Below are 25,986 nucleotides of genomic sequence, written 5' to 3'. Positions count from 1 at the left end.
TGGGCGGGTGCGGGGTCAGGTGGGCTCGGTGCCTGGCTTCCACTTGATGCCGCAGCCGAGGCTGGGCCACTGGTCGAGGCCGTCGAGCGGGCGGCCGGACAGGAGGGCGTCGACCGCGGCGTCGAGGTCGGCGCCCGTGACCGGTAGGTCGTTCTTCGGGCGGCTGTCGTCGAACTGTCCCCGGTAGACCAGGCGCCGCTCTCCGTCGAAGAGGAAGAAGTCCGGTGTGCAGGCGGCGTGGTACGCCCGGGCCACGGCCTGGGACTCGTCGTAGAGGTAGGGGAAGGTGTAGCCCCGCTCGACGATCTCGGTGGCCATGTGCTCGGGGGCGTCCTCGGGGTAGTTCTCGACGTCGTTGCTGGAGACGGCCACCACCGCGAGGCCCCGCTCCTGCCACCCGGTGGCCAGCTGGGCCAGCTTCGGGGCCACGTGCTTCACGTAGGGGCAGTGGTTGCACAGGAACGCCACCAGCACTCCCGGCGCGCCGCCGGCGATCCCGTCGAGCGTGTGCACCACGCCGGCGGGGTCGGGCAAGGCGAAGTCCGGGGCGACGGTTCCGAGGGGCAACATCTCCGAGGCGACGGCCATGCCCCGAGGCTACCGAGAGGGTCAGAGGGTGACCCAGAGGCGGAGGAGGTGGCGGGGGGACGCGGGGTCGTCGACGTAGCCGCGACGGGCGTGGGCGATGGTGTGGTTCGAGCACAGCTGGAGGTCGCCGGGCGCAAGGGCCATGTCGAGGTGCCACTCGGGGCGGTCGGCGATGGCCTCCCACGCGTCGAGGGCCGCCGCCAGGCGGTCGTCCACCACGACGTCGGGGTGGCGGGCGGCCGAGCGGAAGTAGGGCAGGTGCATGAAGGTGCGCACCCGCTCGCCGTCGAAGCACACGGGCACGACCGGCACGTGCGGGAAGCCTTCGCCGTCGCTGCGGGTGTCCAGCTCGGCTTCCTCGCAGAGGCGTGCAGCCAGGTCGGGCTCGGTCGCGAGGAGCTCGTTGAACACCGCCACCGAGGAGACGATGCGGGACTCGCCACCCTCGGAGGAGGTGGAGAGGCAGAGCAGTCCGACGACGTCGGCGGCGTCGCAGTGGAAGTCGATGTCGACGGTCGATCGGTACTCGCGAGCCAGGGGAGTGCCCGCCGGATCGTGGTAGTCGGTCACGTGGCCGAGCAGGTCTCCCGCGCCGTTCTGGGCCCCAGGCCATCCCAACAGCAGGCCGAGTGCCCAGAACGCGGCCTCGCATGCGTCCACCCCCATCTCGGCGACCGGCGCGCCCCGCAGCAGCACCACGCCGAGCCCGGCGTCGAGCTCGAGCCGGCAGCGGTCGGCGAGCGCGATGAGGGCGGGTGCCTCGATGTCGTCGCGGGTCAGGGCCCCGAGTTCGGCGCCCCGTGTCACGAGCCCCCGCCCCAAGATCGAGAACTCCTCCGCCTCGGCGGGGGAGAGCGGCCGCGACCAGTCGGACTCGGTGAGGTCGGACGACCGCCAGGCGGCGGGGTCGTCGATGGGGCCGTCGGGCAGCCCGATGCGGGGGCGGTCGAAGTAGCCCAGGGTCTGGTCGACGTACGAGCGGAACACGGCGCCTCCTCGTGGCTCCGACGATCTGCTCGCCACCCTAGGCTCGGCGCGGTGGAGCGTGAGTGGGTCGAGCTGGTCGACGCCGGGGCGGTGGCCCCGGGCCAGGTGGTCGACGCCGCGGTGGGCGAGCAGGACCTCGTGGTGTGGCGCACCGCCGGCGGCGAGCCCTGCGTGATGGAGGCGCGTTGCCCGCACGAGTGGTCCCATCTCGGCGCCGAAGGCGTGGTGGACGGCGACGAGATCGTGTGCACGGCCCACTTCTGGCGCTTCGACCCGGACGGTCGAGGCACCAAGCTCAACGTCAAGGGCCGGCGCGACGCCAAGGCGGACATCGCGGTGTTCGAGTGCCGGGAGAACGGTGGGCGTATCGAGGCGTGGATCGAGCCTGCTCCCTAGGCTCCGGCGATGGACCCCCTCGTCGCCCGCAAGACCTGGCGCACGGTCGAGCCGCTGCACGCCTTCATCTACTTCGTGCCCGAGGCAGATGAGGAGTACGAGGCGGCGGGACTGGAGCCCGGCAGGATGGGCTACTTCGCCTCCCGAGCGGCTGCGCTCGGTCCCGTGTCGGCGGAGGTGGTGATCGCCACCTTCTTCAACTTCTGGCCCGGGCTGGTGCGACCGGTGATCCCGCGGGCCTGGGGGCTGGCCGCCCCCGGGCGCATCCTCGACGCCCGGATGGCCGCCGCCGACGCCGCCCTGCGGCGCGGTCTCGGCGACGAGGCCTGCGCCTCGGCCGAGATGGGCGAGCTGGGTGCGCTCCTCCGTCGCGCGGCCGACGCCGCCGCCGGGCACCCCGAGGGCCGACCGCTGTTCGCCGCCCACGCCGCCGTCGACTGGCCCGACGAGTCCCACCTCGTGGTGTGGTGGGCCGAGACCCTGTTGCGCGAGTTCCGCGGCGACGGGCATCTGGCCGCGCTGGTGGCGGAAGGGGTCTCGGCACCCGAGGCGCTGGTCCTGCACGCTGCGTCAGGCGAGGTCCCCGCCGCCGCGCTCCAGCTCACCCGGGCCTGGCCCGCCGCCGACTGGACGGACGCGGAGGCGTCCCTCGAGGCCCGTGGTTGGCTCGATCGGACGGGTGACGCGCCGGCGCTGACGGACGCCGGACGGGCCCACCGCCAGTGGGTGGAGGACACCACCGACGCCCGCGCCGTGCCGGCGTACGAGGTGCTCGGTGAGGAAGGCTGCGACCGGGTCCGCTCCCTGGCCCGACCCTTCAGCCGGGCCCTCATCGACGCCGGCCTGCTCACCCCGGACCTCTCCCGCTACCGGGACTCCGGCGGCTGAGGGCCGGGGGGCTGTGCCTGGGTCCACACGACCGCGGGCCGACCGGCGAGCGCGTCGACCGCGGCCACGACGTCCCCGGCGTCGATGAGGGCCACCCCGACGTGAGCGGGGTCGCCGCCGCGGGCGTCGGCGGCGAAGACGTCGACCGCCACGGTTCCCGAGCCGACGCTTCGGGCGCGCACGGTGATGGACCCGAAGGTCGCGTCGCCGCTGAGCACCACACGCGCGAATCCGTCTGCCTCGGCGATGACGAGCCGACGGGTGTGCACCTCGTCGCCGAGCTGGCGGCGCAGCCGGTCCAGCCGGGACCGCAGGTCGACGATGCTGGCCTCGAGGGCATCGAGGCGGGCGGAGAGATGGTCGTGGCGGGAGTCTGGTGTGTGGTCGGGCATGGCGCGTCCCCCAGGGTGCGATCGTGCGGATGGTGGGGGAAGGTGCGACCGGCGGAGCGACCCTACGCCGGGGGTGTGACGCGCTCGTCGTGGGAACGATCTCGATAGAGGTGCCCGAGCGTGCCGGGAACCACGCGCACCGTGTCGAGGTACCGGTCGAGGTCGGCGACGCGGAGTCGATAGACCCGCCCCAGCGCGTAGGCAGGGACCTGCCCGTGGTCGATCAGTCGGTACAGCGTGCGCGGCGTGATGCCCAGGTGACGGGCCGCGGCCGTCGTCCCGAGCCACACCGGGGCCTCGCCGACTCGCTGATCGTGTGCGATCTGATCCTGCACCACGATGTAGAACATATGCTGTAGAGGTATTTGCTGCAACGGGCCAGGGTCTGGACCATGCCGGTCCCGCCTCCCGAGCACGACGACGCGGCGCTCGACAAGCGGGCCCTCGACGCCGCGTTCGGCCGCGCCTTGCGCAGCGTGCGGCTCGAACGGGGGATGAGCCAGGAGGCACTCGGCTTCGCCTGCGGGCGGCACCGCACGTTCGTCTCCATCCTCGAGCGGGGTCGCAACGGGGCCTCCCTCGAGACCGTGGTCCGCCTGGCCCGGGCGCTCGGTGTCCCGGCCGCGGAGCTGGTGGCGCGCACCGAGGTCGAGCTCGAGCCCTGACGGACCGACCTTCAGGCTTCGACCGGAAGGGCGTCGAGGCCGCGGAACGGGCCCCGCTGGTGCCAGTGCAGGTCGCCCGCGAGGTGGAGATCCGGGCAGCGGGTGGCGAGGGCGCGCAGCATGATCTCGGCCTCGGCCTTCGCGAGTGAGGCACCGAGGCAGTAGTGGGCGCCGAACGCGAACGACAGAGGTGCCGGTCCGGCGCGATCGGGTTGGAAGGCGTCGGGCTCCTCATACGTGGCGGGATCCCGATTGGCGGCCGCCAGATAGACCAGCAGAGGAGCGAAGGCGTCGACCACCACCCCTCCGAGCTCGATGGGCTCGTAGGGGATGCGCGCCACGAACAACGTGGGGGTCTCGAAGCGCAGGAACTCCGAGACCACCGCGTCAGGCGCCCAGGCACCGTCCACGACGGCGGCCCAACGGTCGGGCTCGGTGAGTAGCGCCGACATGCCGTTGGTGAAGAGGTCCCGGGTGGTTCGGTGCCCCGCGGAGTACAGGGTGGCGGCAAGCGAGAGGAGCTCGACTCGGTCGAGACGCTCGCCGTCCTCCTCGGCGGCAAGGAGGGCCGAGAGGAGGTCGTCCCCCGGGTGACGGCTGCGCTCGTCGAGGAGCGCGCCGAGGTAGGCGTGCATCCGCTCAGCGGCGGCGATGGCCGAGGTGCGGTCGGCGTCGTCCACACGGACGCCGAGCAACGGGGCGGTGGCGTCGCTCAGATGGGTGAGCTCCTCCCGGTCGTCCGGAGGGACCCCGAGCAGCTCGGAGATGACGAGCGAGGGCAACTGGTGGGCGAACCGGGTGAGGAGGTCGAACGGTCCCGTCCCGACGAGGCCGTCGAGCAACGCCTCGGCGGCCTGTCCCATCCACGGTCCGAGCGCGGCGACCCGGCGCGGCGTGAAGGCCTTGCTGACGAGGCCCCGCACACGCGGGTGGTCCGGGGGGTCGAGGAAGTTGATGCGGTGGCTCATCTCATCTCGGGCCGCCCCTTCGGGGAGCCCGTCGAGGTAGCGGGCTGCGATGGGGGCCGTCCCGCAGGCGGGGTGGCGGAGCGCGTCGAGCGCCTCCTGATGGCCGGTGACGGCCACGAAACCGCTCCGCAGCAGTCGAACCGGTGCCTCGGCCCGGAGCGCAGCGAGCGTGGCGTAGGGGTCGGCGGCCGCTTCGAGATCGCCGGGGTCGAAGTCGCTGGGCTCCGTCATCGCCGGACAGCTTCGCAGGCGGCGCGGCGGGCGTGGCCGGCTGGGCGATGATGAGCGTCATGGGGGAGTCCACGATCGCGTCCGAGCTGCCGACCGTCCTCGACGCCGCGGCGGCCATCCGTCGCGGGGACCTCAGCGCCTCCGAGCTCATGACTGCGTGCCTGACCGCGGTGGACGACCGCGACGGCGAGCTCAACGCGTTCGTGCACCTCGACCCGGAGGGTGCGCTGGTGCGGGCGCGGGCCGTGGACGACCTCGTCGCGGCCGGCCGGTCCGACGAGCTGGGCCCGCTGGCCGGCGTGCCCTTCGGCGTGAAGGACCTCGAGGACTGCGCCGGCATGCCCACCACCAAAGGCTCGCATTGGTACGCCGGTCGTGGTCCGGCCGGGCGGGACTGCATCCACGTGGGCCGGCTGCGGTCGGCCGGCGCCGTGCCGATCGGCAAGACCGCCAGCCCCGAGTTCGGCACCTTCGCCTACACCGCCAGTCCGTTGCTGGGGGTCACTCGCAACCCGTGGGACCCGACCCGCACGCCGGGAGGGTCGAGCGGCGGCTCGGCCTCGGCGGTGTCCGCCGGCATGGTGCCGTTCTGCACCGCCAGCGACGGCGGTGGGTCCATCCGCACCCCGGCCAGCTACACCGGCCTGCCCGGCCTGAAGCCCACCTACGGTCGGATCCCCACCTTCGGCGTGACCCATCTCGCACAGAACGCGGTGGTGGGGTCGCTGGCCACGACCGTGCGCGACACCGCCGCGCTCCTCGATGTCCTCGCCGGCCCGGACCCTCGGGACCGCACCTCCCTCCCGCCGCCTTCGGGCAGCTACCTCACCGCGGTCGACGCGCTGGACGTCTCGGGCCTGCGGGTCACGTGGTCCGTCGACTTCGGCTTCGCCACGGTGGACCCCGAGATCGCCTCCCTGTGCGAGGAGGCCGCCCGGTCCCTGGTGACCGCGATCGGCGCCGCGGTCGTGGACCGGCCGATCACCCTGGAGGACTACATCGTCCTGTACGGGCGCATCGAGGGGGTCGACCAGTTCGTCGGGGTGGACCCGGACCTCTGGCAGCACCACCTGGACGATCTCGACCCGCAGGTCGCCCCCGGGTGGCGCAAGACCCCTGCGGTGACCCTGCCCAAGCTGGCGAAGGTCGAGGAGCGGCGACGACGCCTCGTGGTGGAGATGGCCGAGGTCTTCGGCGACGTCGACCTGGTGCTGTCGCCCATGTCGGCGGGGCCGCCCTTCGCGGCCGAAGGCCCGATGCCCACCGAGGTGGCAGGGGTCGAGGGCCACGGCGGCATGGCCGTCATCCACGGGATGCTCGCCAACCTCGCCAACGTTCCGGCCATGAGCCTGCCCGCGGGGACGACCGCCGAGGGGCTGCCCGTGGGACTCCAGGTGGTGGCGCCGCGGTTCCGGGAGGACCTCCTGCTGGCGGTTGCCGCCCGCTACGAAGCGACCCGCCCCTGGCCCCGTCACTGCCCGGTGACGCCGGACGCCTAACCTGCCCCCCGCCATGGCCCGGTCCCTGAAGCAGCAGCGCTACCGCATCGCCAACCGACTGGTCCACCGAGGCTGGTCGTGGATGCAGCGCCAGGGTGCGATCGGGCCCGGGAGCCGGGCCGTCGAACGGTTCGGCTCGTTCGGCGAGGGGAGCATCCTGGGCTTCCCCTGGTCGACGCTGTACGGCGAGGCCCAGATGCACATCGGGCGCGACACCCTCATCTCGGGTTGGACCACCTTGGCCACGGGATACGGCCCCGACCAGACCACGGTCCCGCCCCGGGCGCTCGTGATCGGCGACCGCTGCGTCATCGGCCTCCGCTGCGGGATCGTGGCCCACGAGTCGATCACCATCGGCGACGACGTCTGGTTCGGCCAGGAGATCTACGTCACGGACGCCAACCACGGCTTCTCGGACCTCACCGTGCCCTTCGGTCGCCAGCTCGGTCCGCACGATCCCGTCAGCATCGGAGACGGCACCTGGATCGGACACGGCGCCGTCATCCTCCCCGGGTCGAGGATCGGCAAGAGCGTCGTGGTGGCGGCCGGCGCGGTGGTGCGCGGTGACGTTCCCGACTTCAGCATCGTCGGCGGCGTCCCCGCCAAGGTCATCCGCAGCCTCGTCTGACCACGGTCGGTCAGGGCTCGGGCGTCCGATCGCGCACGTCGAGGTGCTGGTCGAGGCGACTCGCCGCGATGGCCTGACGGGCCATGCCCCCGGCGGGCGCCACGACGACCAGCGTGAGGGAAGGATCCTGGGCGAGGTCGGCGAGGAGGCGCAGCCCACTGCTGTCGAGGTAGGTCACGTCGGCGAGATCGACGACGGTGGTCCCGCCGTCGGCGGGCAGGTGGCCGCGCAGGCGCCGATCCACGTCGGCGGCGTTGGACATGTCGAGCTCGCCCCGGACCACCGCGAGGGTCCCCCCGGCGGATGTGTGGACGATGTCCACGGTGGCCAGCGAGGGGGTCACGGCGCCTCCTCGGGGGCGACGGGCACGACCGCGGTGACGATGGTTCCGTCCTCGTCGGTCACACGATCGAACGAGGTCGTGAGCGACTGCATGATGCCCGTGCCGCGCCCGCGGCCTTCGCTGTGGCCGGGCGTGCGCCAGTGCCCGTGGTCGCGCACCACGACCGCGAGGTGATCGCCCGTGAGGTCGACCGTGACCTCGATGGTGCCCCCCGGCTGCCCGTGGTAGGCGTGCTCGACGGCGTTGGCGCACGCCTCACCCACGACGAGTTGGAGGTCGCCCTCGACGTTCGCCGGGAGGTGCTGCGCCTCGACCCAGCGACGCAGGTCGGCCCGCAGCGGTGCGAGCTGTGACGGTGCTGGTGCCAGGCGCCGCCGGAACCCGCCGTCCACCCGGGGCTGGAACCGGACCGCGAGCACCACGACGTCGTCCTCGGGCACGGAGTCCGCGGTGAGCGCGGCGATGAGGCCGTCGCAGAGGTCCTGGGCCGTGCCGTGGCGGAGACCCGGTGCCACCTCCGCGACCCGTCGCAAGCCCACGTCGATGGGCTCGCCTCGACGCTCGAGGAGGCCGTCCGAGAACGCGACCAGCCAGCTGCCGGGCGACAGGGTGGCGGAGGCCTCGGGCCGTCCCTCCACGGCGAAGCTGCACAGTGGGACCGAGCCGGCGTCCTCGAGCCACTCGGTGTCTCCCCACGGTCCGATCACCAGCAGCGGCGGGTGGCCCGCCGACGCGTAGGTGACGGAGCCGGTGATCGGGTCGAGCGCGGCGGCGGCCACCGTGGCGAAGTCGCCCCCCTGGGGACTGCGGGCGAACCGATCGAGCTCGTCGAGCAGCTGGCCGGGTGAGCTGGTCCGTGCCGCCAGCGCGGCGAGACCTGCACGGAGCCGCCCCATGATCGCCGCGGCGCCGAGGCCGTGGCCCACGACGTCGCCGACGACCAGCAGCACCCTGCCGTCGGCCAAGGCGATGCTGTCGTACCAGTCGCCGCCCACGTCGAGCGCCTCGCCGATGGCGTAGTAGCGACCGGCGACCTCGATCCCGTCGGCGGAGGCGAGGTGGTCGGGCAGGAGCGCGTGTTGGAGCCGCGCCGCGATGTCGTGCTCGGCGAGACGTACCCGCGCCCCGGCCATGAGCACGCCGGCCCGTTCCGCCAGTCGTTCGAGGAAGTCGAGGTCCTGATCGTCGAACGGGTCGCGCTCGGGTCGGCTCCGGGCCGCGAGGATCACGCCCCGACGGTCCTTGCCGAGGTCCAGGCCGACGGTCAGGTACGAGTGCGGGTCGAGGCGGTCGAGCAGTCTGCGGGCCTCGTCTTCGAGGGGGAAGCGGTCTCGCACCGGCTTGGGGGTGGACCCGACCTGGTGCTGACCGTCGACGGCGCGAGCGACCGAGCTCGGATCGGTGGAATCGAGCCGGTAGCGGGAGCGAAGCTCGACCAGGGCCGACAGGAGCTCTGGATCGCGGTGCGTCGCCGCCAGCAGCGGGTCCCCGGCGTGCGGCGCCTCGACGGTGGCGAAGTCGGCGAAGCCCGGCACGAGCAGCTCGGTGACGGCTCGGGCCTGGGCCTGCTCGTCCTCGGCGCCCTCCAGGCACGAGACGATGTCGGCAGTGAGCTCGGCCAGTTCCCGGGCCCGGCGCTCCGTCGTCTCGCGCTCGAGGTCGGCGCTGATGTCCTCGATGACGGCGACGCCGTAGAGCGCCTCTCCCGCTTCGTCGCGGACCATCGAGCCGGTGAGGCTGACCCAGACGGGGCTGCCGTCCTTGCGCAGATAGCGCTTGCGGTACGAGAACCTGGGTATCTCGCCGTTGAACAGTCGCCAGCCGTGCTCGAGGTCGATGGCCACGTCGTCGAGGTGGGTGATGTCCTTGAACGCCACTCCCTCGAGCTCCTCGACTCGACGCCCGGTGATGGTGGCGAAGGCCGGGTTCACCCGCACGAAGCGGCCCTCGAGGTCGACGTGCGCGACGCCGACGGGTGCGTACTCGAACATGGCCGCGAACTGCTCGTCGCGCTCGTGGCGCAACTCGTCGAGATGCCGTCGTTCGGTGACGTCGGTGACGAGGGCGAGCAGGTGGTCCCTCCCGCCGTCGGGCCCGTCGGCCAGGACGCTCACGTACTTGTGCACCCAGACGGACGACCCGTCCGGCCGGAGATAGCGGTTCTCGATCTCGATGAAGGGGATCTCGCCGGCTTGGAGCCGGGCGAGGGCAGCCACGTTCTCCGCCCGGTCGTCGGGATGCACCAGGTCGGCGAAGTCCACCGACCGCAGCTCCTGCTCGGCGTAGCCGACGAGGCGGCTGTAGGCGGCGTTGCACCGCTGGAGGCGACCGTCCCAGTCGGTGATGGCGATCCCGGTGGGGGCGTGCTCGAACACCTTCTCGAACCACTCGGTGGTCGAGCTCGTCGGCCTCTCGGTGAGCGGGGGATCGACCGCTCGGTCCTGCCCCCTCGACATGACCGCGATGCTACGGCGATGGCGGCGCCGGGCCGGTGACCAAGGTCGCTCGAGGTCAACGGGCGGCGGCGGTGAACGTGGACGAGCTGTCGGCCTTCCCGAAGTTCGTCAGGTCGACCACGACGTCCACCCGCCAGGTGATGGCGTCCGGGTCCGAGTCGTCGAGGCCCTGGGCGGTGTAGGGCGCCTCCGAGCCGGCCACGACGTCGGTGCACATCAGGGCGGCACCTTGGCAGTCGACGACGGTCTGCGTGCCCCGGCCGGTGCTCAGGTCGAAGCTGCCCGACGTGTAGATGTGGGAGACGCCGAGGGCGTTGTCGACCTGCTGGTCGAGCGTGAAGCGCACCCGGTCGTCGTCGACGACGGCGTCGCCGGTGTAGGTGTACCGCGAGTCCGCGACCTGGCTCTCGCGCCCGACCAGTGAGCCCGTCCCGCTGATGGTGTGGGTGGCGCCCTCCAGCCCGCCGATCTCAGGGACGGTGACCTCGACCTCGAGGTTGTGCCACCGCTTGACCGCGTACCCCTGGGTGTTGTCTCGGTAGAAGACGGTGGGGGATGCCGCGTCGAGGAACTCGTCCCACGGCGTCGACAGCTCCTCGACCGTGACCTCCTGCGGCTGGTGGACCGGGACGTCCAGCGTCTCGGCGTCGTAGTAGAACTTGTCGCAGACCCCGTTCGAGTAGCAGATGTCGTCCCCCGACTCGATCCAGTCCAGGCTCAGCGCCTCGTCGGAGGCGCCGGACGTCTCGAAGCTGGCGTCGAAGGAGATCGTGGGAGACGTCAGATGGGTGCTCAGCACGCCGTCGTCGAGCCCGTGGCGGACGTCGCTCGGCAGGTTGATGATGCTGACGGGGTCGACGCCCACGTCCTCGGTCATCAGATCGACGACCTGCTGGCGCGGGCGGCCGTAGCCGTCGTCGACGTACACGCTCCATTCCGCCCTCGTCCCTTCGACGGCGTCCGCGGCTTCATGGACCGACAGGGTGAGGTGGTAGGCCTCCTCGTCGTCCTCGAAGAGGGGGGTGGGGGCGAGTCGCTGCCCATCGGGGAGGTCGAGCGCCGCCTCCATCGCCTCGGGGTCGGTGATGGCGAAGCTGTAGTAGGTCGACGGTGTCTGGTTGGGGACGTCGAGGCCGACGTACGCGTCACCCGTGCCGAGGAACAGCTCCTCGACCCTTCCGCGCATGATGCCCCGTTGGTGCCCGTTGTCCTTGAAGGCGAGCAGGTCGGCCCGTTCCTCGGGGGTGACGTCGAGGAAGGGGGAGTCGAGGTTGGCAAGCGGCGAGGCGACGTACTCCAACGTGTTCACGTAGTACGTCGCGTCCATCAGCTCGGGTTGCAGGTACTGCGCCCAGCGGGAGTCGTCGTCGATCGTGGTCTGCGAGGTGTCGACGAAGTAGCCCTCCCAGTTGTACGTCGTGGCGTTGTAGACGATGTGGTCATACACGCCGTTGGGCCAGTGCATGTAGTCGTTGGCCATGGCCATCTCCGTCGTCCAGCGCACCTCCTCGGCTTCGTCGGGGTCGGGCCGCGGGAACGACGACTCGAACACGGGGACCGTTCGGTCTCCCTCCTGTTCCTGCACGCTCGAGACCACCTCGTCGTCGACGAGCTCGTACGAGACGGGACTGGCCTCGGACAGCAGCGTGGCCGGGTCGAACGACACGTTCTCGGACTGGGCCTGGATGATCATGTAGCGCGGACGGTCCGGCGCATCGGGATCGGCACCTTCGGGCGGGCTGACGAACACGTCCCACTCCGCCCGGGCCCCGTCCACGATCGAGCCGCCGCCGGCGACGTACAGCATGAGGGCGATGAAGTACTCGCCCTCGGGGTCGTCGGACTCGAGGAACTGGGTCGGGGCGAGGGTGAACCCGGGCGGCAGCTCGTTCGCCTCGAAGGCCGCCATGGCGGCGCGGTCCCGGAACGCCCAACGGAAGAACACCGCGCCCGGCACCGGCGGGGTGTCCTCGTCCGCCTCGCTCTTGATGATGAGGTCGATCCAGGCGGGGTTGCCGGTGCTCGAGACGTCCTCGGCGTAGTCGTGGGCCTCCATGCCGACGAGGAGCTTCTTGGCGACGTTGCACACGGCGACGGTCTCGGCCGGCGAGCCGTCGATGGGGCTGGGCGGGAGGGTCACCACGACCTGCGGAAGGCCGTCGGCGACGGGCTCGGCGACGGTCAACGGTGTCTCCTGCGGCTCGTCGCCCTCGATGGCGTACCGGTTGAGGCGGTTGTAGGTCTCGACGAACTCGGACGCGTTCGACGTGTGGAAGGCGATGGACCCTTCGAGCTCTCCGTCCACGACGTCGAGGTCGCCGCTCATCACGGCGGCACCGCGGAGGGAGCGGTCGGGGGTCACCTCGTCGTCGAGGAGCGCAGGCAGGCCGTAGACGAAGCCCAGGTCGGCGTCGCCGTCGAGCGCGTCGAGGTACGGGCCGATCGGGCTGGTCCTCGCTGGGTCTTCTGCGTCGGAGACGTCCACCACCGAGGTGACGGCGCCGCGCTTGCCGACCACCAACACCCCGTCAGGGAGGAGCGCGAGGTGGTGGCCGCCGCCGTCCACGTAGAGCGCACGTGACTCCGGCCCGTGGGTCCCCGCCGCCTCCGGCTGCGAGCCGTTGACGACCTGGTCGAGGGTCTCGCCGTCCACCTTGGCCAAGAGGACGTACCCGTCGGCGGCGCGCGTGGTCTGCACGAGCAGTGCGCTCGACGCCGCGTCGGTGACGTCCAAGGACTCCGTGAGCACGCCGATCTCCGCGAGGGGCTCCTCGACGAGGACCGGTTGGCCGCCGTCACCGTCCAACAGTGCCGCGACCTCGTCGGACGATTCACCCGAGCGCAACGAAGCGAGGTCGACGGAGAAGACCCCACGGGTATCGGCCGGGAGGAGGCCCGTGAGCGTCGCGAGGTCCTCGGTGTGGGCCGTGGCGCTGGTGCCCGAATCGCTGCTGTCGTCGCTGGAGCAGCTCACCAGCGAGCAGACGAGGGCGGCGGCGATTGCGATCCGAAGGAACCTCGAGAACCCGACGCCTCCACGGAATCGGGACGTACTTGCCGCAGGGCGAGTGCGCATGGCGAACGCCTCCTCGGTCGGCGAGTCACATCCGGGCCCGAGGAGGGCAGCGGACCTGCCGACCGGACTCCAGCGTCCTGCGCGGCGGCCGCCACCGCCAGAGGCCAAGGTCCCGCCAGATACCCACGGTCTCTGTGCTCGTGACGTCGGTCGAAAACGACGACACCTCGAACCTGCGAGGGTTCGAGGTGCGCACGGTGCAGAGGGTGGAGCTGGAGGGAATCGAACCCTCGTCCGCAAAGCGGTGAGCGCTCGTGCTACGACCATTCCCGAGGTTGCGGCTCGCGGTCACCGCACTGCCGGGTCAGCTGGGCTTGCGCCCGCCGCCGGGTCTTCCCCCGGTGCCATCGGTCTTTCCCGACGTCAGCGGTCTCTCCCTGCGGTCCTCCACTGCTTCTGTTGCCGGGCTGCAGTGAACAGGCCCCGCGTGCCCTCACGGGTCGCGATGACTCTCTTAGCTGATCGCTAGATCAGGCTGCGAGAGCGAAGTCGCCATCGGCGCTTCTTTGGGTGCCCCGTTTAAGGAGTCTGAGCAACTCCGGTCGCACGTAACGTCAGCCGGTCTCCACGTCGAAACCGATCAGCCCCGTGTGTGTTCGTGTTCGTCAGTTGTCAACGAGCAAGTGCTACCCGTCCAGCCTACCGAGCGTCTGGCCCGGGACATCGCCCGTTTGGCCTCGAGGTCGGCGTCGCGCTTGGCGATGACCTGGCGCTTGTCCACGCTGGTGCGCCCCCGACCCAGGCCCACCTCGAGCTTGGCGCGCCCGTCCTTGAAGTAGAGCGTGAGCGGGACGAGGGTGAGTCGCTCCTGGTCGACGCGGGCCCGGAGGCGGTCGATCTCCGCCCTGTGCAGGAGCAGCTTGCGCTGTCGGTCGGTCTGGTGGCTGAACATCGGGCTGGCGTGGCTGTAGGGCGAGATGTGCAGCCCGATGATCCACGCCTCGTGGTCGATGATGCGGGCGTAGGCGTCGGCGAGCTGCACCTTCGCCTCGCGCAGCGCCTTCACCTCGCTCCCGGACAGCACCATGCCCGCCTCGACGGTGTCGAGGATCTCGTAGTCGCGTCGGGCCTGGCGGTTCGACGCGACGAGCTGGGTCCCTGGCGGGTTGGCGGGCTTGGCCACCCCGTGAGGGTACCGAGGGACGTCCACGCTCTCGGCGGGATTGCGATCCGCCGGGGTGCCCCTCACTCCCCGTAACCTCGGGCGGATGCTGGAGCTCGACGCCAACGTGTGGGGGGAGATGGTCGCCCACGCCTACGACCGCCTCCCCGACGAGGCCTGTGGGCTGTTCGCGGCCGCGCCCGGGAGTGGCCGGATCGAGCGCTTCTACCCGTGTCGCAACGACGCCGCTTCGAGCCGGGTGTACACCATCAACCCGCTCGACCACCTGAAGGCCGAGCGCGACGCCGAGGGCCGAGGCCTCGAGATCGTGGGCGTCATGCACTCGCACACCCACACCGACGCCTACCCGTCGCCCACCGACGTCGCCCAGGCGCCGGACCCGGACTGGCACTACGTCATCGTGTCGTTGCGCCAAGAGGCGCCGGTGCTGCGGTCGTACGCCATCCGCGACGGCGCCATCGCCGAGGAGCCGGTCGGCCTCGTGGGCCGGTAGAATCCCGAGCGTTCCGGTCAGGATTCCGCTGACCGCCCGACCCGCAACCCGGAGCTGAAGCGATGGCCGTCGTCTCGTCGGTACTCGATCTCATCGGCAACACGCCCCTCGTGGACGTCAGCGCGCTCAGCCCCAACCCCGACGTGCGCATCCTCGCCAAGCTCGAGAGCCAGAACCCCGCCGGCTCGGTGAAGGACCGCATCGCCGCCAAGATGATCGAGGAAGCCGAGGCCGACGGCACCCTGACCCCGGGCCGCACCATCATCGAGCCGTCCTCGGGCAACACCGGCATCGCCCTGGCCATGATCGCCCAGCTCAAGGGCTACCCGATCAAGATCGTCCTCCCCGAGAACGTGTCGGTCGAGCGCCGCCAGCTGCTCGAGATCTTCGGCGCCGAGCTGATCATGTCGCCCGGCGCCGAGGGGTCCAACGGGGCCGTGCGGCGCGCCCAGATCCTCGCCGACGAGCACCCCGAGTGGGCCTTCCTCTACCAGTACGCCAACGAGGCCAACCCCCGTGCCCACTACGAGGGCACCGGCCCCGAGATCTGGCGCGACTGCCCCGAGATCACCCACTTCGTGGCCGGCCTCGGCACCAGCGGCACCCTGCTCGGCGTGGGGACCTACCTCAAGGAGCAGAACCGCGAGATCAAGGTGATGGCGGTCGAGCCGCCCTCAGGGGAGCGGGTCGAGGGCCTGCGAAGTCTCGAGGACGGCTACATCCCGCCGGTGTACGACAAGTGGGGTGGCAACGAGCTGCTCGACGGCAAGCGCATCGTGCGGCCCAAGGAGTCCATCGAGTGGATGCGCCGCCTCACCTCCGAGATGGGCATCTTCGCCGGCATCTCCTCCGGTGCGGCCCTCGCCGGCGCCGCCCGGGTGGCCGAGCGCCTCGAGACGGGCACGATCGTGTTCGTGGTCTGCGACGGCGGCTGGAAGTACCTCTCCACCGGCGCCTGGACGGACGACATCGACGAGGTCGTCCGCCGCGCCGAGCAGATAATTTACTTCTAGGGCGTCCCCACTAGCGTCGGACCGGATGGCTGCCGACCGCTTGCGTCCGATCGGCATGTTCGACTCGGGCTTCGGGGGGCTCACGGTCGCCAGGGCGGTGATCGACCTGCTGCCGGGGCAGGACCTCGTGTACTTCGGGGACACCGGGCGCTACCCCTACGGGCCGCGGGACCTCGACGAGGTGCGGGGGTTCGCCCACCAGATCAGCGCCATGCTGCTGGCCGAGCACGGGGTCGGCGCCATCGTCGTGGCCTGCAACACCGCGTCCGCCGCCGCGCTCGACGAGCTGCAGGCCGACGTCGCGGTCCCGGTCGTCGGGGTCATCGAGCCGGGCGCCCGGGCGCTGGTGCAGGCCACCCGCAACGGGCGGGTCGGCGTGATCGGCACGGTGGGCACGATCGCCTCCGGCGCCTACCAGCGGGCCGTGGCCAAGGCCTGTGCCGACGCCGGCCGTGACGACGTGGTCCTCACGTGCGCCGCGTGCCCGGGGTTCGTGGAGTTCGTCGAGCGGGGTGAGACCGAGAGCGACCAGGTCCACGTCCTCGCCGAGCGTCTGCTGGCCCCGGTGGTCGAAGCCGGCGTCGACACCCTGTTGCTCGGGTGCACGCACTATCCGTACCTCGCCCGTACCATCGGCGACGTGATGGGCCGCGACGTCGTCCTGGTGTCGTCGGCCGACGAGACCGCCTTCGAGGTGCGCTCGCTGCTGCTCGGCGACCGGCCCGCCTCCTCGTCCCCCGGCACGCACCGCTGGATCTCGTCGGGCAACGTGGCCCACTTCGCCGAACTGGGCCGGCGCCTCCTCGGCCCCGAGCTCGCCGGCGCCGAAGCCTGGAGCTGGTCGTGAGCGTGGTGGGGGAGTCGGTGGCCGACGGACCGCTGAGCATCACCGTGCTGGGCTGCTCGGGCACCTACGCCGCCGTGGACGGTGCCTGCAGCGGCTACCTGGTCCGGGGGCGGGGAACCACCGTGTGGATGGACACCGGGCCCGGGACCCTCGCCAACGTGCAGCGCCACACCGCGTTCGCCGACATCGACGCCGTCGTGATCAGCCACTGCCACCCGGACCACTGGACCGAGCTACCGGTGCTCCGCAACGTCCTGAAGTACGTCATCCACCGGTCAGCGGTGCCCGTGCACGGCACCGCCGAGACGCTGGCCATGGCCGAGGCCGCCACCCACGACGGCCTGGCCCCGACCTTCGACTGGCACGTGATCCGGGACCACTCGACCACCGACATCGGCGTCCTGCGCTTCTCGTTCTCCCGGACCGATCACCCGGTCGAGACCCTGGCGGTGCGGGTCGAGGACACCACGACGGGTGACGTGCTGGTGTACTCGTCCGACACCGGCCCCGGGTGGTCCGTGTCGGCCTTCGGCGGTGATGTCGACCTGTTCGTCTGCGAGGCCACCCTCACCACCGACGAGGAGGGCCTCGCCCCGCACATCAGCGCCCGGGAGGCCGGCGCCATGGCGGCTGCGGCCGGCGTGCGCCGCCTCGTCCTCACCCACCACTGGCCCGGCGGCGACGTCGAGGCCCAGCGGGCCGCCGCCGAGGTCACCTTCGGCCGGCCCGTCGAGCTCGCCACCATCAACGAGAGGTTCACCCTGTGACCGACGCCCCCACCACCCGCCACGACGGCCGCCAGGTCGACGAGTTGCGGCCCATCAGCTTCCAGCGCGACTTCACCGAGATGGCCGCCGGGTCGGTCCTCGTCACCTTCGGGCGGACCAAGGTCCTCTGCACCGCCTCGATCGACGAGAAGGTGCCGCGTTGGATGAAAGGCAAGGGCGAGGGCTGGGTCACCGCCGAGTACTCGATGCTCCCCGGCTCCACCGACGATCGCGTGCGTCGCGAGGTGAAGGAGGGGCGCCCGTCCGGTCGCACCCAGGAGATCCAGCGGCTCATCGGTCGTTCGTTGCGCTCGGTGTGCGACATGGCGAAGCTGGGCGAGCGCCAGGTCATTGTCGACTGCGACGTGCTCCAAGCCGACGGCGGGACTCGCACCGCTTCGATCTGCGGCGGCTACGTGGCCCTGCACGACGCGCTCAGCCGAGTCGTGCAACAAGGGGCCATCAGCTCGCATCCGCTGACCGAGGCGTGCGCCGCCATCTCCGTCGGGATCATCGACGGCGTGCCCATGCTCGACCTGCCCTACGTGGAGGATTCCCGGGCCGAGGTCGACATGAACGTGGTCATGACCGAGTCCGGCCGCTTCATCGAGGTCCAGGGCACGGCCGAGGGTGCCGCGTTCAGCCGGGAAGAGCTCGACCGCCTGCTCGACCTCGCCCAGGGCGGCATCGGCCGGATCACGGCGCTCCAGACCGAGGCCCTCGCCGAGCCGCCGGCGCCGCGCCAGTCGTGAGGCTGGTCCTCGCCACCGCCAACCGGGACAAGGTCGCGGAGATCGCGGTCATCCTGGGTGACGGCGTCGAGCTGGCCCCGCGGCCGGACACCGTGCCCGACGTCGTCGAGGACGCCGACACCCTCGAGGGCAACGCTCGCCTCAAGGCGGTCGCCATCGTGGAGGCCACCGGCGAGCCCGCGGTGGCCGACGACACCGGCCTCGAGGTGGACGCCCTCGACGGTGCGCCGGGCGTCTACTCGGCCCGCTTCGCCGGCGAGGACGCCACCTACGCCGACAACGTGGCCAAGATGCTCGAGTCGCTCGCCGACCACCCCGACCCCGCCGAGCGCACGGCCCGCTTCCGCACGGTGGCGCTGGTCCGCTTCCCCGACGGACGCGAGGTGATCGCCGAGGGCGTCGTGGACGGCACCATGGCCACCGAGGCCCGCGGCGCCGCCGGCTTTGGTTACGACCCGCTGTTCATCCCCGCCGAGGGCGACGGCCGCACCTTCGCCGAGATGACCCCCGACGAGAAGCACGCGGTCTCCCATCGAGGCCGCGCCTTCCGCGCCCTCCGCGACGCCCTCACCGAGCGCTAGAGGAGATCTTGTTTCTTCTCACAGTTTCTTGTCACAGGAGTGAGGTGAACGGCGTCTAGAGCACGACCGGGTCAGAACTGGAGCGGGAGAGCGGTGGACGAGGAGGACGAGTTGTTCCGCACGCTCTACCCCTCGCTGCGCCGTTTCGCCGCGGTCGTCGGCCCCTACGAGGTCGACCCGGACGACCTCGTGCAGGATGCGGTGGCCCGGGCATTGAGCCGCGGGCCTCTGACCTCACTCGACCAGCCGGCGGCCTATCTACGCCGCACGATCCTCAACTTGGCCAAGGACCGTCGCCGCAGCTTCGCTCGGTGGCGCTCAGCAGCGGCACGCCACGGCGCCGCGGAGGTGGGCGACGCCGACCCGTACCCGTCCGACCTCTCGATCCTGCTGTCTCTTGATCCAGGCGACCGGGCCGTGCTCTTCCTCGCGTTCGTCGAGGGGTTGCCCTTCGAGGAGGTGGCGTCTGCCCTGGGCTGCACCCCGGCGGCGGCGCGCCAGCGCTCGACCCGAGCTCGTCGACGCCTGCGAGTGGCGGCGGGAGACGAGACATGAGCGCGACGCGAACCTTCGAGCGGCTCGCCGAGCGGGGCACGCCTCGAGGTGCCGACGCTGTGCTCCGGGCGGCTCGCGTCGGGTCGAACGCCGAGGTGCACGCCGGTCGGCGCTGGCCGGTCCGCGTCGTACTGGTCGGCGTCGCCGCCGTGTTCGTACTGGTGGTGGCCGTGGCGTTGCGCGGCGGGAACGAGGACAGCGGGCCGGTCGACACCGGCCCGGGGACCGGTTACCTCTTCGGCGAGCCCACCGACACGACACTCATCATCAACACGGGCTTCGGTTCGCTCGTTGCGCTCGACCTCGACACCGGTATGGCGCGGCAGTACGACGACATCGCAGTTCGGCCTCGGGAGATCTTCCTCCAGTCGATCGATCAGATCGGGGACGAGGTCGTCTACCAGGGTGACGACGGTCCGATCGCAATGCCCCTCGACCTCGAAGGCGCTCCGCGTCTGGTTGCGCCGTCGTACTACTACCTCGCGTCCGGCAACCCCGATCGCCTGTGGCTGGTGCAGCAGGACAACACCGTGTCCGAAGTGACGGTTGACGGGGTGACGACGGTGCCTTCCACCCAAGTACCCCAGGCGAGTAGCTCGGGCACCGTGTCTCCGAACGTAGGCGTAGCCGAGGGCCTTGCCCTGCCCGGGCCCTTTGCGGATGGTCCCGGGCCCCAATACTGGAGTCCGGTGAGCGGGGATCTCGTGGACCTTCCCGATGCGGAGACCATGGCAGCTCGAGGGTCGACGCTCGTGACCGGCTGGCCCTCATCCATCGCCGTCGTCCCTGATGGGGGATCAGTGGACATCGACCCCGATCTCTTCGCTTGGGCGGTTGCGGTTTCACCGGATGAGCAGACCGTCGCCGTGTGGTCTCGCTCGGAGGAGGACTCCGAGTGGGCTCTGGTTCTCGTCGACGCCCACACGGGGCACTGGCGATCGATCCCCGGTGGGCCGGGGTTCGATGCCACTGGTCTCGCTTGGACCGACGACGGCTCCTGGGTCTTTGCGCTCGGCGACGGCGCCGTCTACGGATACCGAATGGGGACGCCGTCGGGACTGGTGGTCCACACCCAGTCGATCATCGGTGGCGGACCGCTCGCGGTGGAGCGCAGCGACGGTCCGCAGCTTGCCGCCGCCGATCCGATTCCCTGCCCGGAGCGCACGGAGTCCGTCCCGTCGCCCGACGAGACGATCGTGCAGGCGGCGCCTGACGGTGGTCTACCCATGCCAACGGTCGACGTCGAGGTGCCGATCACCTCAGCGACTCCGTGCCTCATTCGCCGGGGTGGTTGATCGTCGCCGCACTCGTGAGTTCGGCCACCTGGACCGAGTCGCTCGTGGCACCACGCTGCGTGCTCGTATCCCGGTTCCTTGGCGGCGAACGACGCATTCGGAGGAAATAGCCCCCCGAATCCGACAGTCATTTCCTCCAATGAACCTGGATCGGGCACCCGTCGCCACCGAGCGTGAGATCGAGCACGTCCGGCGGCCCAACCTCGCCGGACCTCTGCCGGCTTGCAGCACCACGGCCACGTGAGTCGACCCCGTGTCCCCACCCTTCACACTTGGCGCCGTGCGTCTCGCTGACGCAGAAGTCTCACCAACCACGGAGGTCGACGGGCCAGCGGTCGATGACGTCGTCGCCGTCGACCAGCCAGAGCTGTTCATGGAGGGCGATGGTGGGGTCGACGTGGGCGGGGACGAGGCGGACGCGGTCGCCGACGTCCCAGGAGTGGCCCTCGTGGGGGATGAAGACCACGTGCTCGTCCGAGCAGTAGAGGACGTCGGCGCCGTCGATGGACGGGTCGCCGTGGTCCATGCCCATCGACTTGAGGCCGGCGTCGCAGATGGCCACCCGGTCGTTCACCGAGATCACGGTGGCCCACAGGTGCAGCGCCTGGCGGAAGGGGAGGCCGAGCTTGGCGTACTCGGTGTCCATCAGCGTGTACGAGCCCGCCTGCACCTCGGTGACGAGGGTGTTGAGGTCGTAGGTGCCGGTGCCGGCGCCCGAGATGACGTCGCCGCCGACGTCGGCGTACGCACGGGCGAGGCGGGCCATCGCCACCTCGAGGAGCTCGATGCGGCTGGCGCGGTCGGGGTTGAGCGACACGTGGCCCTCGTAGCCCATGACGCCGCGGACCTCGAGGCCCTGCGCCCGGGCGAAGTCAGCCAGGAAGCCGGCGTCGTCGGGCTCGCACCCGCAGCGGAAGCCGTTGTTCACGTCGATGAGCACCTCGCGCACGCCGCCCGCCGCGGCCGCCAGCACGGTGGGCTCGCTGTCCACGGCCACGGTGATGCGGGCGGTGCCGGCCGCGACCAGCGCCCCCAGGCGCCGGGCGTCGAGCACCTCGTTGGCCAACAGCAGGTCCTCGCCGAGGCCGGCCGCCGCCATGCCCTCGCACTCCCGGACGGTGGCGCAGCAGAACGTCCGGTGGCCGGCGTCGTGCAGGCGACGGGCCAGCGAGGTCGACTTGAAGGCCTTCACGTGCGGTCGCAGCGCCGGCCCCGGGCGGGCTGCGGCCATCGTCGCCACGTTGTGCTCGAAGGCGGCGGCGTCGACCAGCAGCGCCGGCGTGGTCAGTTCGTTCACGTGCACCGCCCGCACCGTAACGACCGCCTGTTCTGGCCGCGAGATCTCGTTCGTGGCAACAGGGGGCCGCGGCCAGAACGGAGATCCTTGGTTCTGGCCGCGGAATCTCGTTCGTGGCAACAGGGGGCCGCGGCCAGAACGGAGATCCTTGGTTCTGGCCGCGGAATCTCGTTCGTGACGACAGATGGCCGCGTCCAGAACGGGCAGGTCAGGGGCCGTAGATGGTGCGCAGGACGGCCATGGCGTCGGCGACGACCTCCTCGTCGCTCATGGCTTCCACCTGCTCGGCGTAGGCGGCGGCGTTGAAGCCCAACAAGATGGGCTCGCCGGTGACCTTGGCCATGTTCACCCACTCGGCCCAGCGGCCGTCGCCGTCCGGGCTCACCCAGCCGATGAGGTCGGCGTCGGCGTCCCAGAAGACCTCCGGGAAGCGCAGGTAGGTCTTGTCCAGCAGGCCCATGCCAATGCGCTCGATGGCGGTGGCCTTGGCATCGGGAAGGGGTGGCTCGAAGGCGATGGTCCCCGCCTTGAGCACCCCGAGGGGGACGGTGACCACGACGTGGTCGGCCTCGTAGGTGGAGTCGTCGCCGATCGTGACCACCACGCCGCCGTCGACGACCGCCACCTCCTCGACCGGCGCCCCGAGGTCGATCGCCAACCCCTCGGCCAGTCCGTCGACGAGCTGGACGTAGCCGTCGGGGAACACGACGTCGCCGCCGTCGTAGCCCTCGCCCTCTTCCCACCACCAGGTGGACAGCTCGCCGAGGCCGCCGGCGTACTCACCCTCGATGCTGGTGTTCAGGTAGTGGGTCAGTACCAGGAGGTCGTCGTCCGAGAGGTCGAGATCGGCTGCGGCCGCCCACACCACGTCGGCGAGGGGGCCGTCCTCGGCCTGTTCCTCGGCAGCGGTTGCGGCGACCTCCATCACCGAGTCGAAAGCCGCTTCGGCGGTGGCGTACTGGGTGTCGGTGAGCTCGACGCCGTCGGGGGCGTACTCGGGCTCGTTGTCATAGTCGGTCGGGTCCGAGCGCTCGACGCCCAGCTCGTCGGCGAGGGCCGTGAGCGGATTGCCGTCGGTGCCGTGGATCCACGAGGCGCCGAGGTCGAGCGGCACCCCCAGGGTGTCGACGGTGAAGGTCCGTCCGCCCATCCGGTCGCGCCCTTCGACGACGGTGACGTCGTAGCCGAGGTCGTCCAGTGCCCGAGCGGCGCCGAGCCCCGCCATCCCCGCGCCGATCACCAGGATGCGGGCGCCTTCCTCGGCGACCGAATCGACCGCGTCGGCGGCCGCTCGTCCCGACTCGAGGGCCCCGTGGACGGTGGCGGGGTTCGCCACCGACGTGGCCTCGCCGGCGAAGAACAGGCGGTCGCCGACCGGGGCGGCGAGGGCGCGGCGGTCGTCGGGCGAGCTGTCCACGGCGAGGAACGAGTAGGAGCCACGGGCGAACGGGTCGGCCCGCCAGCGCGTGACCACCCAACCGTCCGGTTCGGGCACCGCCGAGCCCGTCGCCCCGCCGCCGTCCTGCTCGGCCGCGCCGTCGGCGTCCTCGACCTCGTCGCCGCCGCCCGGGGCGCACCCGGGGACGGCGGCGTAGAGCACAAGGAGTGCCGATCCCTTCAGGACGGTGCGGCGGCTGATCGGCATCGTGCGGGCGAGAGGACTCGAACCTCCAAGGGCTTTCGCCCACCGGGACCTAAACCCGGCGCGTCTTCCAATTCCGCCACGCCCGCGGACGACTCGCACGGTACCGGTATCCTCCACCGCCATGCAGCCCTCACCGCTCGTCGGCCAGATGGCCGGCTTCGATCCGTCCAACGAGATCTACAACCGCCTCCTGAAGGAGCGGATCGTGTTCCTCGGCACCGAGGTCAACGACACGATCGCCAACACCCTCACGGCGCAGCTGCTGTACCTCGAGGGCCAGGACCCCGACAAGGACGTCTGGCTCTACATCAACTCCCCGGGGGGTTCGGTCACCGCGGGCATGGCCATCTACGACACCATGCAGTTCATCTCGCCCGACGTCGGCACCATCTGCATGGGCCTCGGCGCCTCGATGGGCCAGTTCCTGCTCTGCGCCGGCGCCCCCGGCAAGCGCTACGCCCTGCCCCACGCCCGGGTGATGATGCACCAGCCCTCGGGCGGCATCCAGGGCCAGGCGGCCGACATCGCCATCCAGGCCGAGCAGATGGTGTACACGAAGAAGCTCCTCGCCGAGCGCATCGCCTTCCACACCGGCCAGCCGGTCGAGCAGATCACCGCCGACTCCGAGCGCGACCGTTGGTTCACCGCGGCCGAGGCGGCCGAGTACGGCATCATCGATCACGTGATCGGCCACCGCGGCGACATGTCCGCGGCCAACGCGGCCGCCGCCGACAAGAAGTAGCCACTCACCCCGGCCCCGGCCCCGCTGGACCGCTCGCCCGGTCGACCGCGGACAGGTTGTCCATGGCTGGTGGGATCGGTCGCCGCTGACGCGCGTCCGCTTCAACGGCACCGGCCGAGCCCCCGTCGCCCGGCGCGGGGCCGTCCGCGGCTCAGCCGGGGGCGAGGGTCGTGGGGGTCGACGTGGTGGCCGTCGTGTCCGGGGTGACCGCGACGGTGGTCGCCACCGACGGCGGAGGCACCACGCCTGGTGTCGTGGTGGGCGGCGCCGAGGTCACGGGCTCGAGCACGATCCCGCACTCGGCCTGCGCGTACGCGTCGATGCGAGCTTGCGCCTCGTCGGTGGGTTGCGCGTCCGCCAGCCGGGCGATGGCGTCCTCGTCGCCCTGCGAGGCGGCGATCACGTCGTCGACGTAGGCGAAGCGGGCCTCGACGTCGGCGCTGATCTCCTCGGGGGCGCTCGCCTCGATGTCGTCGAGCAGCTGGGCGATGCGCTCGACCTCGGCCTCGTCGGCGACGTTCAGGTCGAAGGCCTGGGTGCCCGTGTTGAACTCGGTGAGCTTGGCGCAGAAGGTGGCCTTGTCCGGCTGCGCCTCGTCGTCGCCCGACGAGCACGCGGTCGAGACCCCGGCCAGCAGGAGCAGTGCCGCGGCGGCCAGCACACACCTCGCGACCGGCCGGCGGCGGGGGGCGCTCATGCGCGGGCGGCCTCGGCGCGGGCCCGCAGGTCGGCGACCGCATGGCCCAGACCTTCGGGGTCGCGGTAGAGGGCGCTGCCGGCCACGAGGACGTTCGCACCGGCGGCCGCCGCCGCCGCCACCGTGGAGGGCCCGATGCCGCCGTCGACCTCGACGTCCACGTCGAAGCCCGACTCGAGCACGAGCCGACGGGTCTCGGCGATCTTCGGCTCCATGGTGGCGATGTAGGACTGGCCCCCGAATCCCGGGTTCACCGTCATCACCAGCACCAGGTCGACGAGGTCGAGCACGTGGGCGAACGCGGAGACCGGTGTCGCCGGGTTGACCGCCACCGCGGCCTTGGCGCCGAGCTCGGCGATGTTGCCCAGCGTGCGGTGGAGATGGGGGCAGGCCTCGGTGTGCACGATGAGGCGCTCGCAGCCCGCTTCGACGTAGCGCGCCGCGAGCTCGTCGGGCTGCTCGACCATGAGGTGGGCCTCGAAGGGGACCGTGACGTGGGGGCGGAGCGAGGCGATGACGTCGGGGCCGAAGGTGAGGTTGGGGACGAAGCGCCCGTCCATCACGTCGAACTGGATGCGGTCGACCCCTGCTTCCTCGAGGGACCGGCACTCCTCGCCCAGGCGGGAGAAGTCGGCGGGAAGCACCGACGGAGCGATGAGGACGGGGCGATCGTCGGCCATGGGCGTCGAGGCTAGTGGCGCGTTCGGGCCGCCAGCGGGTCCCGGGACCGGACCGGACGAGTCCCGATGCGGTCCGGCTCCGAGGCACCCCTGGTACCGTCGCCGCCGTGCTCCGTCCGCCCTGGATCCTGCGCAGGTACGCGGCCGTGCTCGTGCTCCTGGGGTCGGTCACCGCCGCCTCGACCGTGGAACCGGCGCCGGCCCGTGCGCAGTCGGCACCGGGTGGGGTGCCCCCGGCTGAGGCCGCCGAACCGGAACTGCCTCCTGGACCACTGGTGGGCGACTTCGACGGCGACGGGGTCGACGACCAGCTCTGGTACGGCGTGGCGGACTCGCCGGACCACACCTGGTACGGCGGCCGCGATCGAGCGTTCTCCGGACG

Annotated in this window: 28 protein-coding genes, 1 tRNA gene and 1 other RNA gene; 15 read left to right on the top strand and 15 right to left on the bottom strand. The window is 71.4% G+C overall.

Annotated features, from left to right (window positions below):
• Positions 1–15: 15 nt before the first annotated feature.
• Together JNK12_18195 and JNK12_18190 are read right to left on the bottom strand one after the other, a co-directional pair.
• Positions 16–588 carry a thioredoxin family protein gene (locus JNK12_18195; GenBank protein MBL8777875.1) on the bottom strand — a complete coding sequence of 191 codons (573 nt, stop codon included), beginning with the start codon at positions 586–588 and terminating at the stop codon, positions 16–18.
• A 21-nt stretch (positions 589–609) separates the two neighbouring features.
• Positions 610–1,575: a TauD/TfdA family dioxygenase gene (locus JNK12_18190; protein MBL8777874.1), complete on the bottom strand. Its 966-nt coding sequence runs from the start codon at positions 1,573–1,575 to the stop codon at positions 610–612.
• A gap of 51 nt (positions 1,576–1,626) precedes the next feature.
• Between JNK12_18190 and JNK12_18185 the strand changes: the two genes are divergently transcribed.
• Both JNK12_18185 and JNK12_18180 read left to right on the top strand, forming a co-directional pair.
• Complete coding sequence (locus tag JNK12_18185; GenBank protein MBL8777873.1) at positions 1,627–1,971, top strand: Rieske (2Fe-2S) protein; 345 nt, start codon at positions 1,627–1,629, stop codon at positions 1,969–1,971.
• A 9-nt stretch (positions 1,972–1,980) separates the two neighbouring features.
• Positions 1,981–2,859, top strand: coding sequence for a hypothetical protein (locus tag JNK12_18180; protein ID MBL8777872.1), 879 nt, complete (start codon positions 1,981–1,983; stop codon positions 2,857–2,859).
• Here the strand turns inward: JNK12_18180 and JNK12_18175 are convergent.
• Positions 2,838–3,251: a hypothetical protein gene (locus JNK12_18175; protein MBL8777871.1), complete on the bottom strand. Its 414-nt coding sequence runs from the start codon at positions 3,249–3,251 to the stop codon at positions 2,838–2,840. The genes JNK12_18180 and JNK12_18175 overlap by 22 nt on opposite strands.
• 62 nt (positions 3,252–3,313) lie before the next feature.
• Positions 3,314–3,601: a helix-turn-helix domain-containing protein gene (locus tag JNK12_18170; GenBank protein MBL8777870.1), complete on the bottom strand. Its 288-nt coding sequence runs from the start codon at positions 3,599–3,601 to the stop codon at positions 3,314–3,316.
• 42 nt (positions 3,602–3,643) lie between these two features.
• On the opposite strand from JNK12_18170, the gene JNK12_18165 reads away from it, so the two are divergent.
• On the top strand, positions 3,644–3,916 hold the full coding sequence (locus JNK12_18165; GenBank protein MBL8777869.1) for a helix-turn-helix transcriptional regulator: 273 nt from the start codon (positions 3,644–3,646) through the stop codon (positions 3,914–3,916).
• A gap of 11 nt (positions 3,917–3,927) precedes the next feature.
• Here JNK12_18165 and JNK12_18160 read toward each other — a convergent pair whose 3' ends face one another.
• Positions 3,928–5,115 (bottom strand): cytochrome P450, encoded by a 1,188-nt coding sequence (locus JNK12_18160; protein ID MBL8777868.1) that lies wholly within the window; start codon positions 5,113–5,115, stop codon positions 3,928–3,930.
• A gap of 59 nt (positions 5,116–5,174) precedes the next feature.
• Here JNK12_18160 and JNK12_18155 point away from each other — a divergent pair, with 59 nt between their 5' ends.
• Both JNK12_18155 and JNK12_18150 read left to right on the top strand, forming a co-directional pair.
• A complete protein-coding gene (locus JNK12_18155; protein ID MBL8777867.1) occupies positions 5,175–6,614 on the top strand; it encodes a hypothetical protein in 1,440 nt (479 codons plus the stop codon).
• Positions 6,615–6,627: 13 nt separating this feature from the next.
• Complete coding sequence (locus JNK12_18150; protein MBL8777866.1) at positions 6,628–7,242, top strand: acyltransferase; 615 nt, start codon at positions 6,628–6,630, stop codon at positions 7,240–7,242.
• A 10-nt stretch (positions 7,243–7,252) separates the two neighbouring features.
• Here JNK12_18150 and JNK12_18145 read toward each other — a convergent pair whose 3' ends face one another.
• The 5 genes from JNK12_18145 to smpB all read right to left on the bottom strand — a co-directional run bounded on the left by JNK12_18145 (position 7,253) and on the right by smpB (position 14,240).
• Positions 7,253–7,585 carry an STAS domain-containing protein gene (locus JNK12_18145; GenBank protein ID MBL8777865.1) on the bottom strand — a complete coding sequence of 111 codons (333 nt, stop codon included), beginning with the start codon at positions 7,583–7,585 and terminating at the stop codon, positions 7,253–7,255.
• Entirely contained in the window at positions 7,582–10,041 is a 2,460-nt protein-coding gene (locus tag JNK12_18140) for a PAS domain S-box protein (protein MBL8777864.1), read from the bottom strand. The genes JNK12_18145 and JNK12_18140 overlap by 4 nt, the downstream gene beginning before the upstream one ends.
• 55 nt (positions 10,042–10,096) lie before the next feature.
• The gene (locus JNK12_18135; GenBank protein ID MBL8777863.1) at positions 10,097–13,015 is read right to left on the bottom strand and encodes a hypothetical protein; all 2,919 of its coding nucleotides are present in this window, start codon (positions 13,013–13,015) and stop codon (positions 10,097–10,099) included.
• A gap of 306 nt (positions 13,016–13,321) precedes the next feature.
• Positions 13,322–13,705, bottom strand: a transfer-messenger RNA (tmRNA) gene (gene ssrA, locus JNK12_18130).
• Positions 13,698–14,240 carry an SsrA-binding protein SmpB gene (gene smpB / locus JNK12_18125; GenBank protein ID MBL8777862.1) on the bottom strand — a complete coding sequence of 181 codons (543 nt, stop codon included), beginning with the start codon at positions 14,238–14,240 and terminating at the stop codon, positions 13,698–13,700. Before smpB ends, ssrA begins: the two co-directional genes overlap by 8 nt.
• An 85-nt stretch (positions 14,241–14,325) precedes the next feature.
• On the opposite strand from smpB, the gene JNK12_18120 reads away from it, so the two are divergent.
• From JNK12_18120 to JNK12_18085, 8 genes are all read left to right on the top strand, one after another.
• Positions 14,326–14,733 (top strand): M67 family metallopeptidase, encoded by a 408-nt coding sequence (locus tag JNK12_18120; GenBank protein MBL8777861.1) that lies wholly within the window; start codon positions 14,326–14,328, stop codon positions 14,731–14,733.
• Between the two features lie 62 nt (positions 14,734–14,795).
• On the top strand, positions 14,796–15,746 hold the full coding sequence (locus JNK12_18115) for a PLP-dependent cysteine synthase family protein (GenBank protein MBL8777860.1): 951 nt from the start codon (positions 14,796–14,798) through the stop codon (positions 15,744–15,746).
• A gap of 25 nt (positions 15,747–15,771) precedes the next feature.
• Positions 15,772–16,593 (top strand): glutamate racemase, encoded by an 822-nt coding sequence (locus JNK12_18110; GenBank protein MBL8777859.1) that lies wholly within the window; start codon positions 15,772–15,774, stop codon positions 16,591–16,593.
• Entirely contained in the window at positions 16,590–17,360 is a 771-nt protein-coding gene (locus JNK12_18105) for an MBL fold metallo-hydrolase (GenBank protein ID MBL8777858.1), read from the top strand. The genes JNK12_18110 and JNK12_18105 overlap by 4 nt, the downstream gene beginning before the upstream one ends.
• Positions 17,357–18,112: a ribonuclease PH gene (gene rph / locus JNK12_18100; protein MBL8777857.1), complete on the top strand. Its 756-nt coding sequence runs from the start codon at positions 17,357–17,359 to the stop codon at positions 18,110–18,112. The genes JNK12_18105 and rph overlap by 4 nt, the downstream gene beginning before the upstream one ends.
• Complete coding sequence (gene rdgB, locus JNK12_18095; GenBank protein ID MBL8777856.1) at positions 18,109–18,693, top strand: RdgB/HAM1 family non-canonical purine NTP pyrophosphatase; 585 nt, start codon at positions 18,109–18,111, stop codon at positions 18,691–18,693. The genes rph and rdgB overlap by 4 nt, the downstream gene beginning before the upstream one ends.
• A 93-nt stretch (positions 18,694–18,786) precedes the next feature.
• On the top strand, positions 18,787–19,248 hold the full coding sequence (locus JNK12_18090) for a sigma-70 family RNA polymerase sigma factor (protein ID MBL8777855.1): 462 nt from the start codon (positions 18,787–18,789) through the stop codon (positions 19,246–19,248).
• A complete protein-coding gene (locus tag JNK12_18085) occupies positions 19,245–20,543 on the top strand; it encodes a hypothetical protein (GenBank protein MBL8777854.1) in 1,299 nt (432 codons plus the stop codon). The genes JNK12_18090 and JNK12_18085 overlap by 4 nt, the downstream gene beginning before the upstream one ends.
• A gap of 304 nt (positions 20,544–20,847) precedes the next feature.
• Here JNK12_18085 and JNK12_18080 read toward each other — a convergent pair whose 3' ends face one another.
• The 3 genes from JNK12_18080 to JNK12_18070 all read right to left on the bottom strand — a co-directional run bounded on the left by JNK12_18080 (position 20,848) and on the right by JNK12_18070 (position 23,571).
• Positions 20,848–21,774 carry an alanine racemase gene (locus JNK12_18080; GenBank protein MBL8777853.1) on the bottom strand — a complete coding sequence of 309 codons (927 nt, stop codon included), beginning with the start codon at positions 21,772–21,774 and terminating at the stop codon, positions 20,848–20,850.
• Positions 21,775–22,048: 274 nt separating this feature from the next.
• Positions 22,049–23,485, bottom strand: coding sequence for an FAD-dependent oxidoreductase (locus JNK12_18075; protein ID MBL8777852.1), 1,437 nt, complete (start codon positions 23,483–23,485; stop codon positions 22,049–22,051).
• Between the two features lie 2 nt (positions 23,486–23,487).
• A tRNA-Leu gene (locus JNK12_18070) sits at positions 23,488–23,571 on the bottom strand.
• A 35-nt stretch (positions 23,572–23,606) separates the two neighbouring features.
• Between JNK12_18070 and JNK12_18065 the strand changes: the two genes are divergently transcribed.
• Positions 23,607–24,227, top strand: coding sequence for an ATP-dependent Clp protease proteolytic subunit (locus tag JNK12_18065; GenBank protein ID MBL8777851.1), 621 nt, complete (start codon positions 23,607–23,609; stop codon positions 24,225–24,227).
• Positions 24,228–24,378: 151 nt separating this feature from the next.
• Here the strand turns inward: JNK12_18065 and JNK12_18060 are convergent, their stop codons facing one another.
• Together JNK12_18060 and rpe are read right to left on the bottom strand one after the other, a co-directional pair.
• A complete protein-coding gene (locus tag JNK12_18060; GenBank protein ID MBL8777850.1) occupies positions 24,379–24,924 on the bottom strand; it encodes a hypothetical protein in 546 nt (181 codons plus the stop codon).
• Positions 24,921–25,604: a ribulose-phosphate 3-epimerase gene (gene rpe, locus JNK12_18055; GenBank protein ID MBL8777849.1), complete on the bottom strand. Its 684-nt coding sequence runs from the start codon at positions 25,602–25,604 to the stop codon at positions 24,921–24,923. Before rpe ends, JNK12_18060 begins: the two co-directional genes overlap by 4 nt.
• A 107-nt stretch (positions 25,605–25,711) precedes the next feature.
• On the opposite strand from rpe, the gene JNK12_18050 reads away from it, so the two are divergent.
• Positions 25,712–25,986, top strand: a 275-nt coding sequence (locus tag JNK12_18050) for a hypothetical protein (GenBank protein MBL8777848.1), incomplete at its 3' end; no start/stop codon positions are given.

The sequence above is a fragment of the Acidimicrobiales bacterium genome (assembly GCA_016794585.1).
Taxonomy (GTDB): Bacteria; Actinomycetota; Acidimicrobiia; order Acidimicrobiales; family DATDAH01; genus JAEUJM01.
Note: the sequence above shows the minus strand (reverse complement) of the source record. Positions and strands in the feature narration are given on the sequence as shown.

Coding starts and splice junctions, on each gene's coding strand:
- JNK12_18115 (MBL8777860.1), top strand. CDS start 14,796: ATGGCCGTCGTCTCGTCGGTACTCGATCTCATCGGCAACACGCCCCTC.
- JNK12_18085 (MBL8777854.1), top strand. CDS start 19,245: ATGAGCGCGACGCGAACCTTCGAGCGGCTCGCCGAGCGGGGCACGCCT.
- JNK12_18060 (MBL8777850.1), bottom strand. CDS start 24,924: ATGAGCGCCCCCCGCCGCCGGCCGGTCGCGAGGTGTGTGCTGGCCGCC.
- JNK12_18140 (MBL8777864.1), bottom strand. CDS start 10,041: ATGTCGAGGGGGCAGGACCGAGCGGTCGATCCCCCGCTCACCGAGAGG.
- JNK12_18160 (MBL8777868.1), bottom strand. CDS start 5,115: ATGACGGAGCCCAGCGACTTCGACCCCGGCGATCTCGAAGCGGCCGCC.
- JNK12_18170 (MBL8777870.1), bottom strand. CDS start 3,601: ATGTTCTACATCGTGGTGCAGGATCAGATCGCACACGATCAGCGAGTC.
- JNK12_18075 (MBL8777852.1), bottom strand. CDS start 23,485: ATGCCGATCAGCCGCCGCACCGTCCTGAAGGGATCGGCACTCCTTGTG.
- JNK12_18175 (MBL8777871.1), bottom strand. CDS start 3,251: ATGCCCGACCACACACCAGACTCCCGCCACGACCATCTCTCCGCCCGC.
- JNK12_18155 (MBL8777867.1), top strand. CDS start 5,175: ATGGGGGAGTCCACGATCGCGTCCGAGCTGCCGACCGTCCTCGACGCC.
- JNK12_18065 (MBL8777851.1), top strand. CDS start 23,607: ATGCAGCCCTCACCGCTCGTCGGCCAGATGGCCGGCTTCGATCCGTCC.
- rpe (MBL8777849.1), bottom strand. CDS start 25,604: ATGGCCGACGATCGCCCCGTCCTCATCGCTCCGTCGGTGCTTCCCGCC.
- JNK12_18080 (MBL8777853.1), bottom strand. CDS start 21,774: ATGGCCGCAGCCCGCCCGGGGCCGGCGCTGCGACCGCACGTGAAGGCC.
- JNK12_18195 (MBL8777875.1), bottom strand. CDS start 588: ATGGCCGTCGCCTCGGAGATGTTGCCCCTCGGAACCGTCGCCCCGGAC.
- JNK12_18110 (MBL8777859.1), top strand. CDS start 15,772: ATGGCTGCCGACCGCTTGCGTCCGATCGGCATGTTCGACTCGGGCTTC.
- JNK12_18165 (MBL8777869.1), top strand. CDS start 3,644: ATGCCGGTCCCGCCTCCCGAGCACGACGACGCGGCGCTCGACAAGCGG.
- JNK12_18180 (MBL8777872.1), top strand. CDS start 1,981: ATGGACCCCCTCGTCGCCCGCAAGACCTGGCGCACGGTCGAGCCGCTG.
- JNK12_18120 (MBL8777861.1), top strand. CDS start 14,326: ATGCTGGAGCTCGACGCCAACGTGTGGGGGGAGATGGTCGCCCACGCC.
- JNK12_18150 (MBL8777866.1), top strand. CDS start 6,628: ATGGCCCGGTCCCTGAAGCAGCAGCGCTACCGCATCGCCAACCGACTG.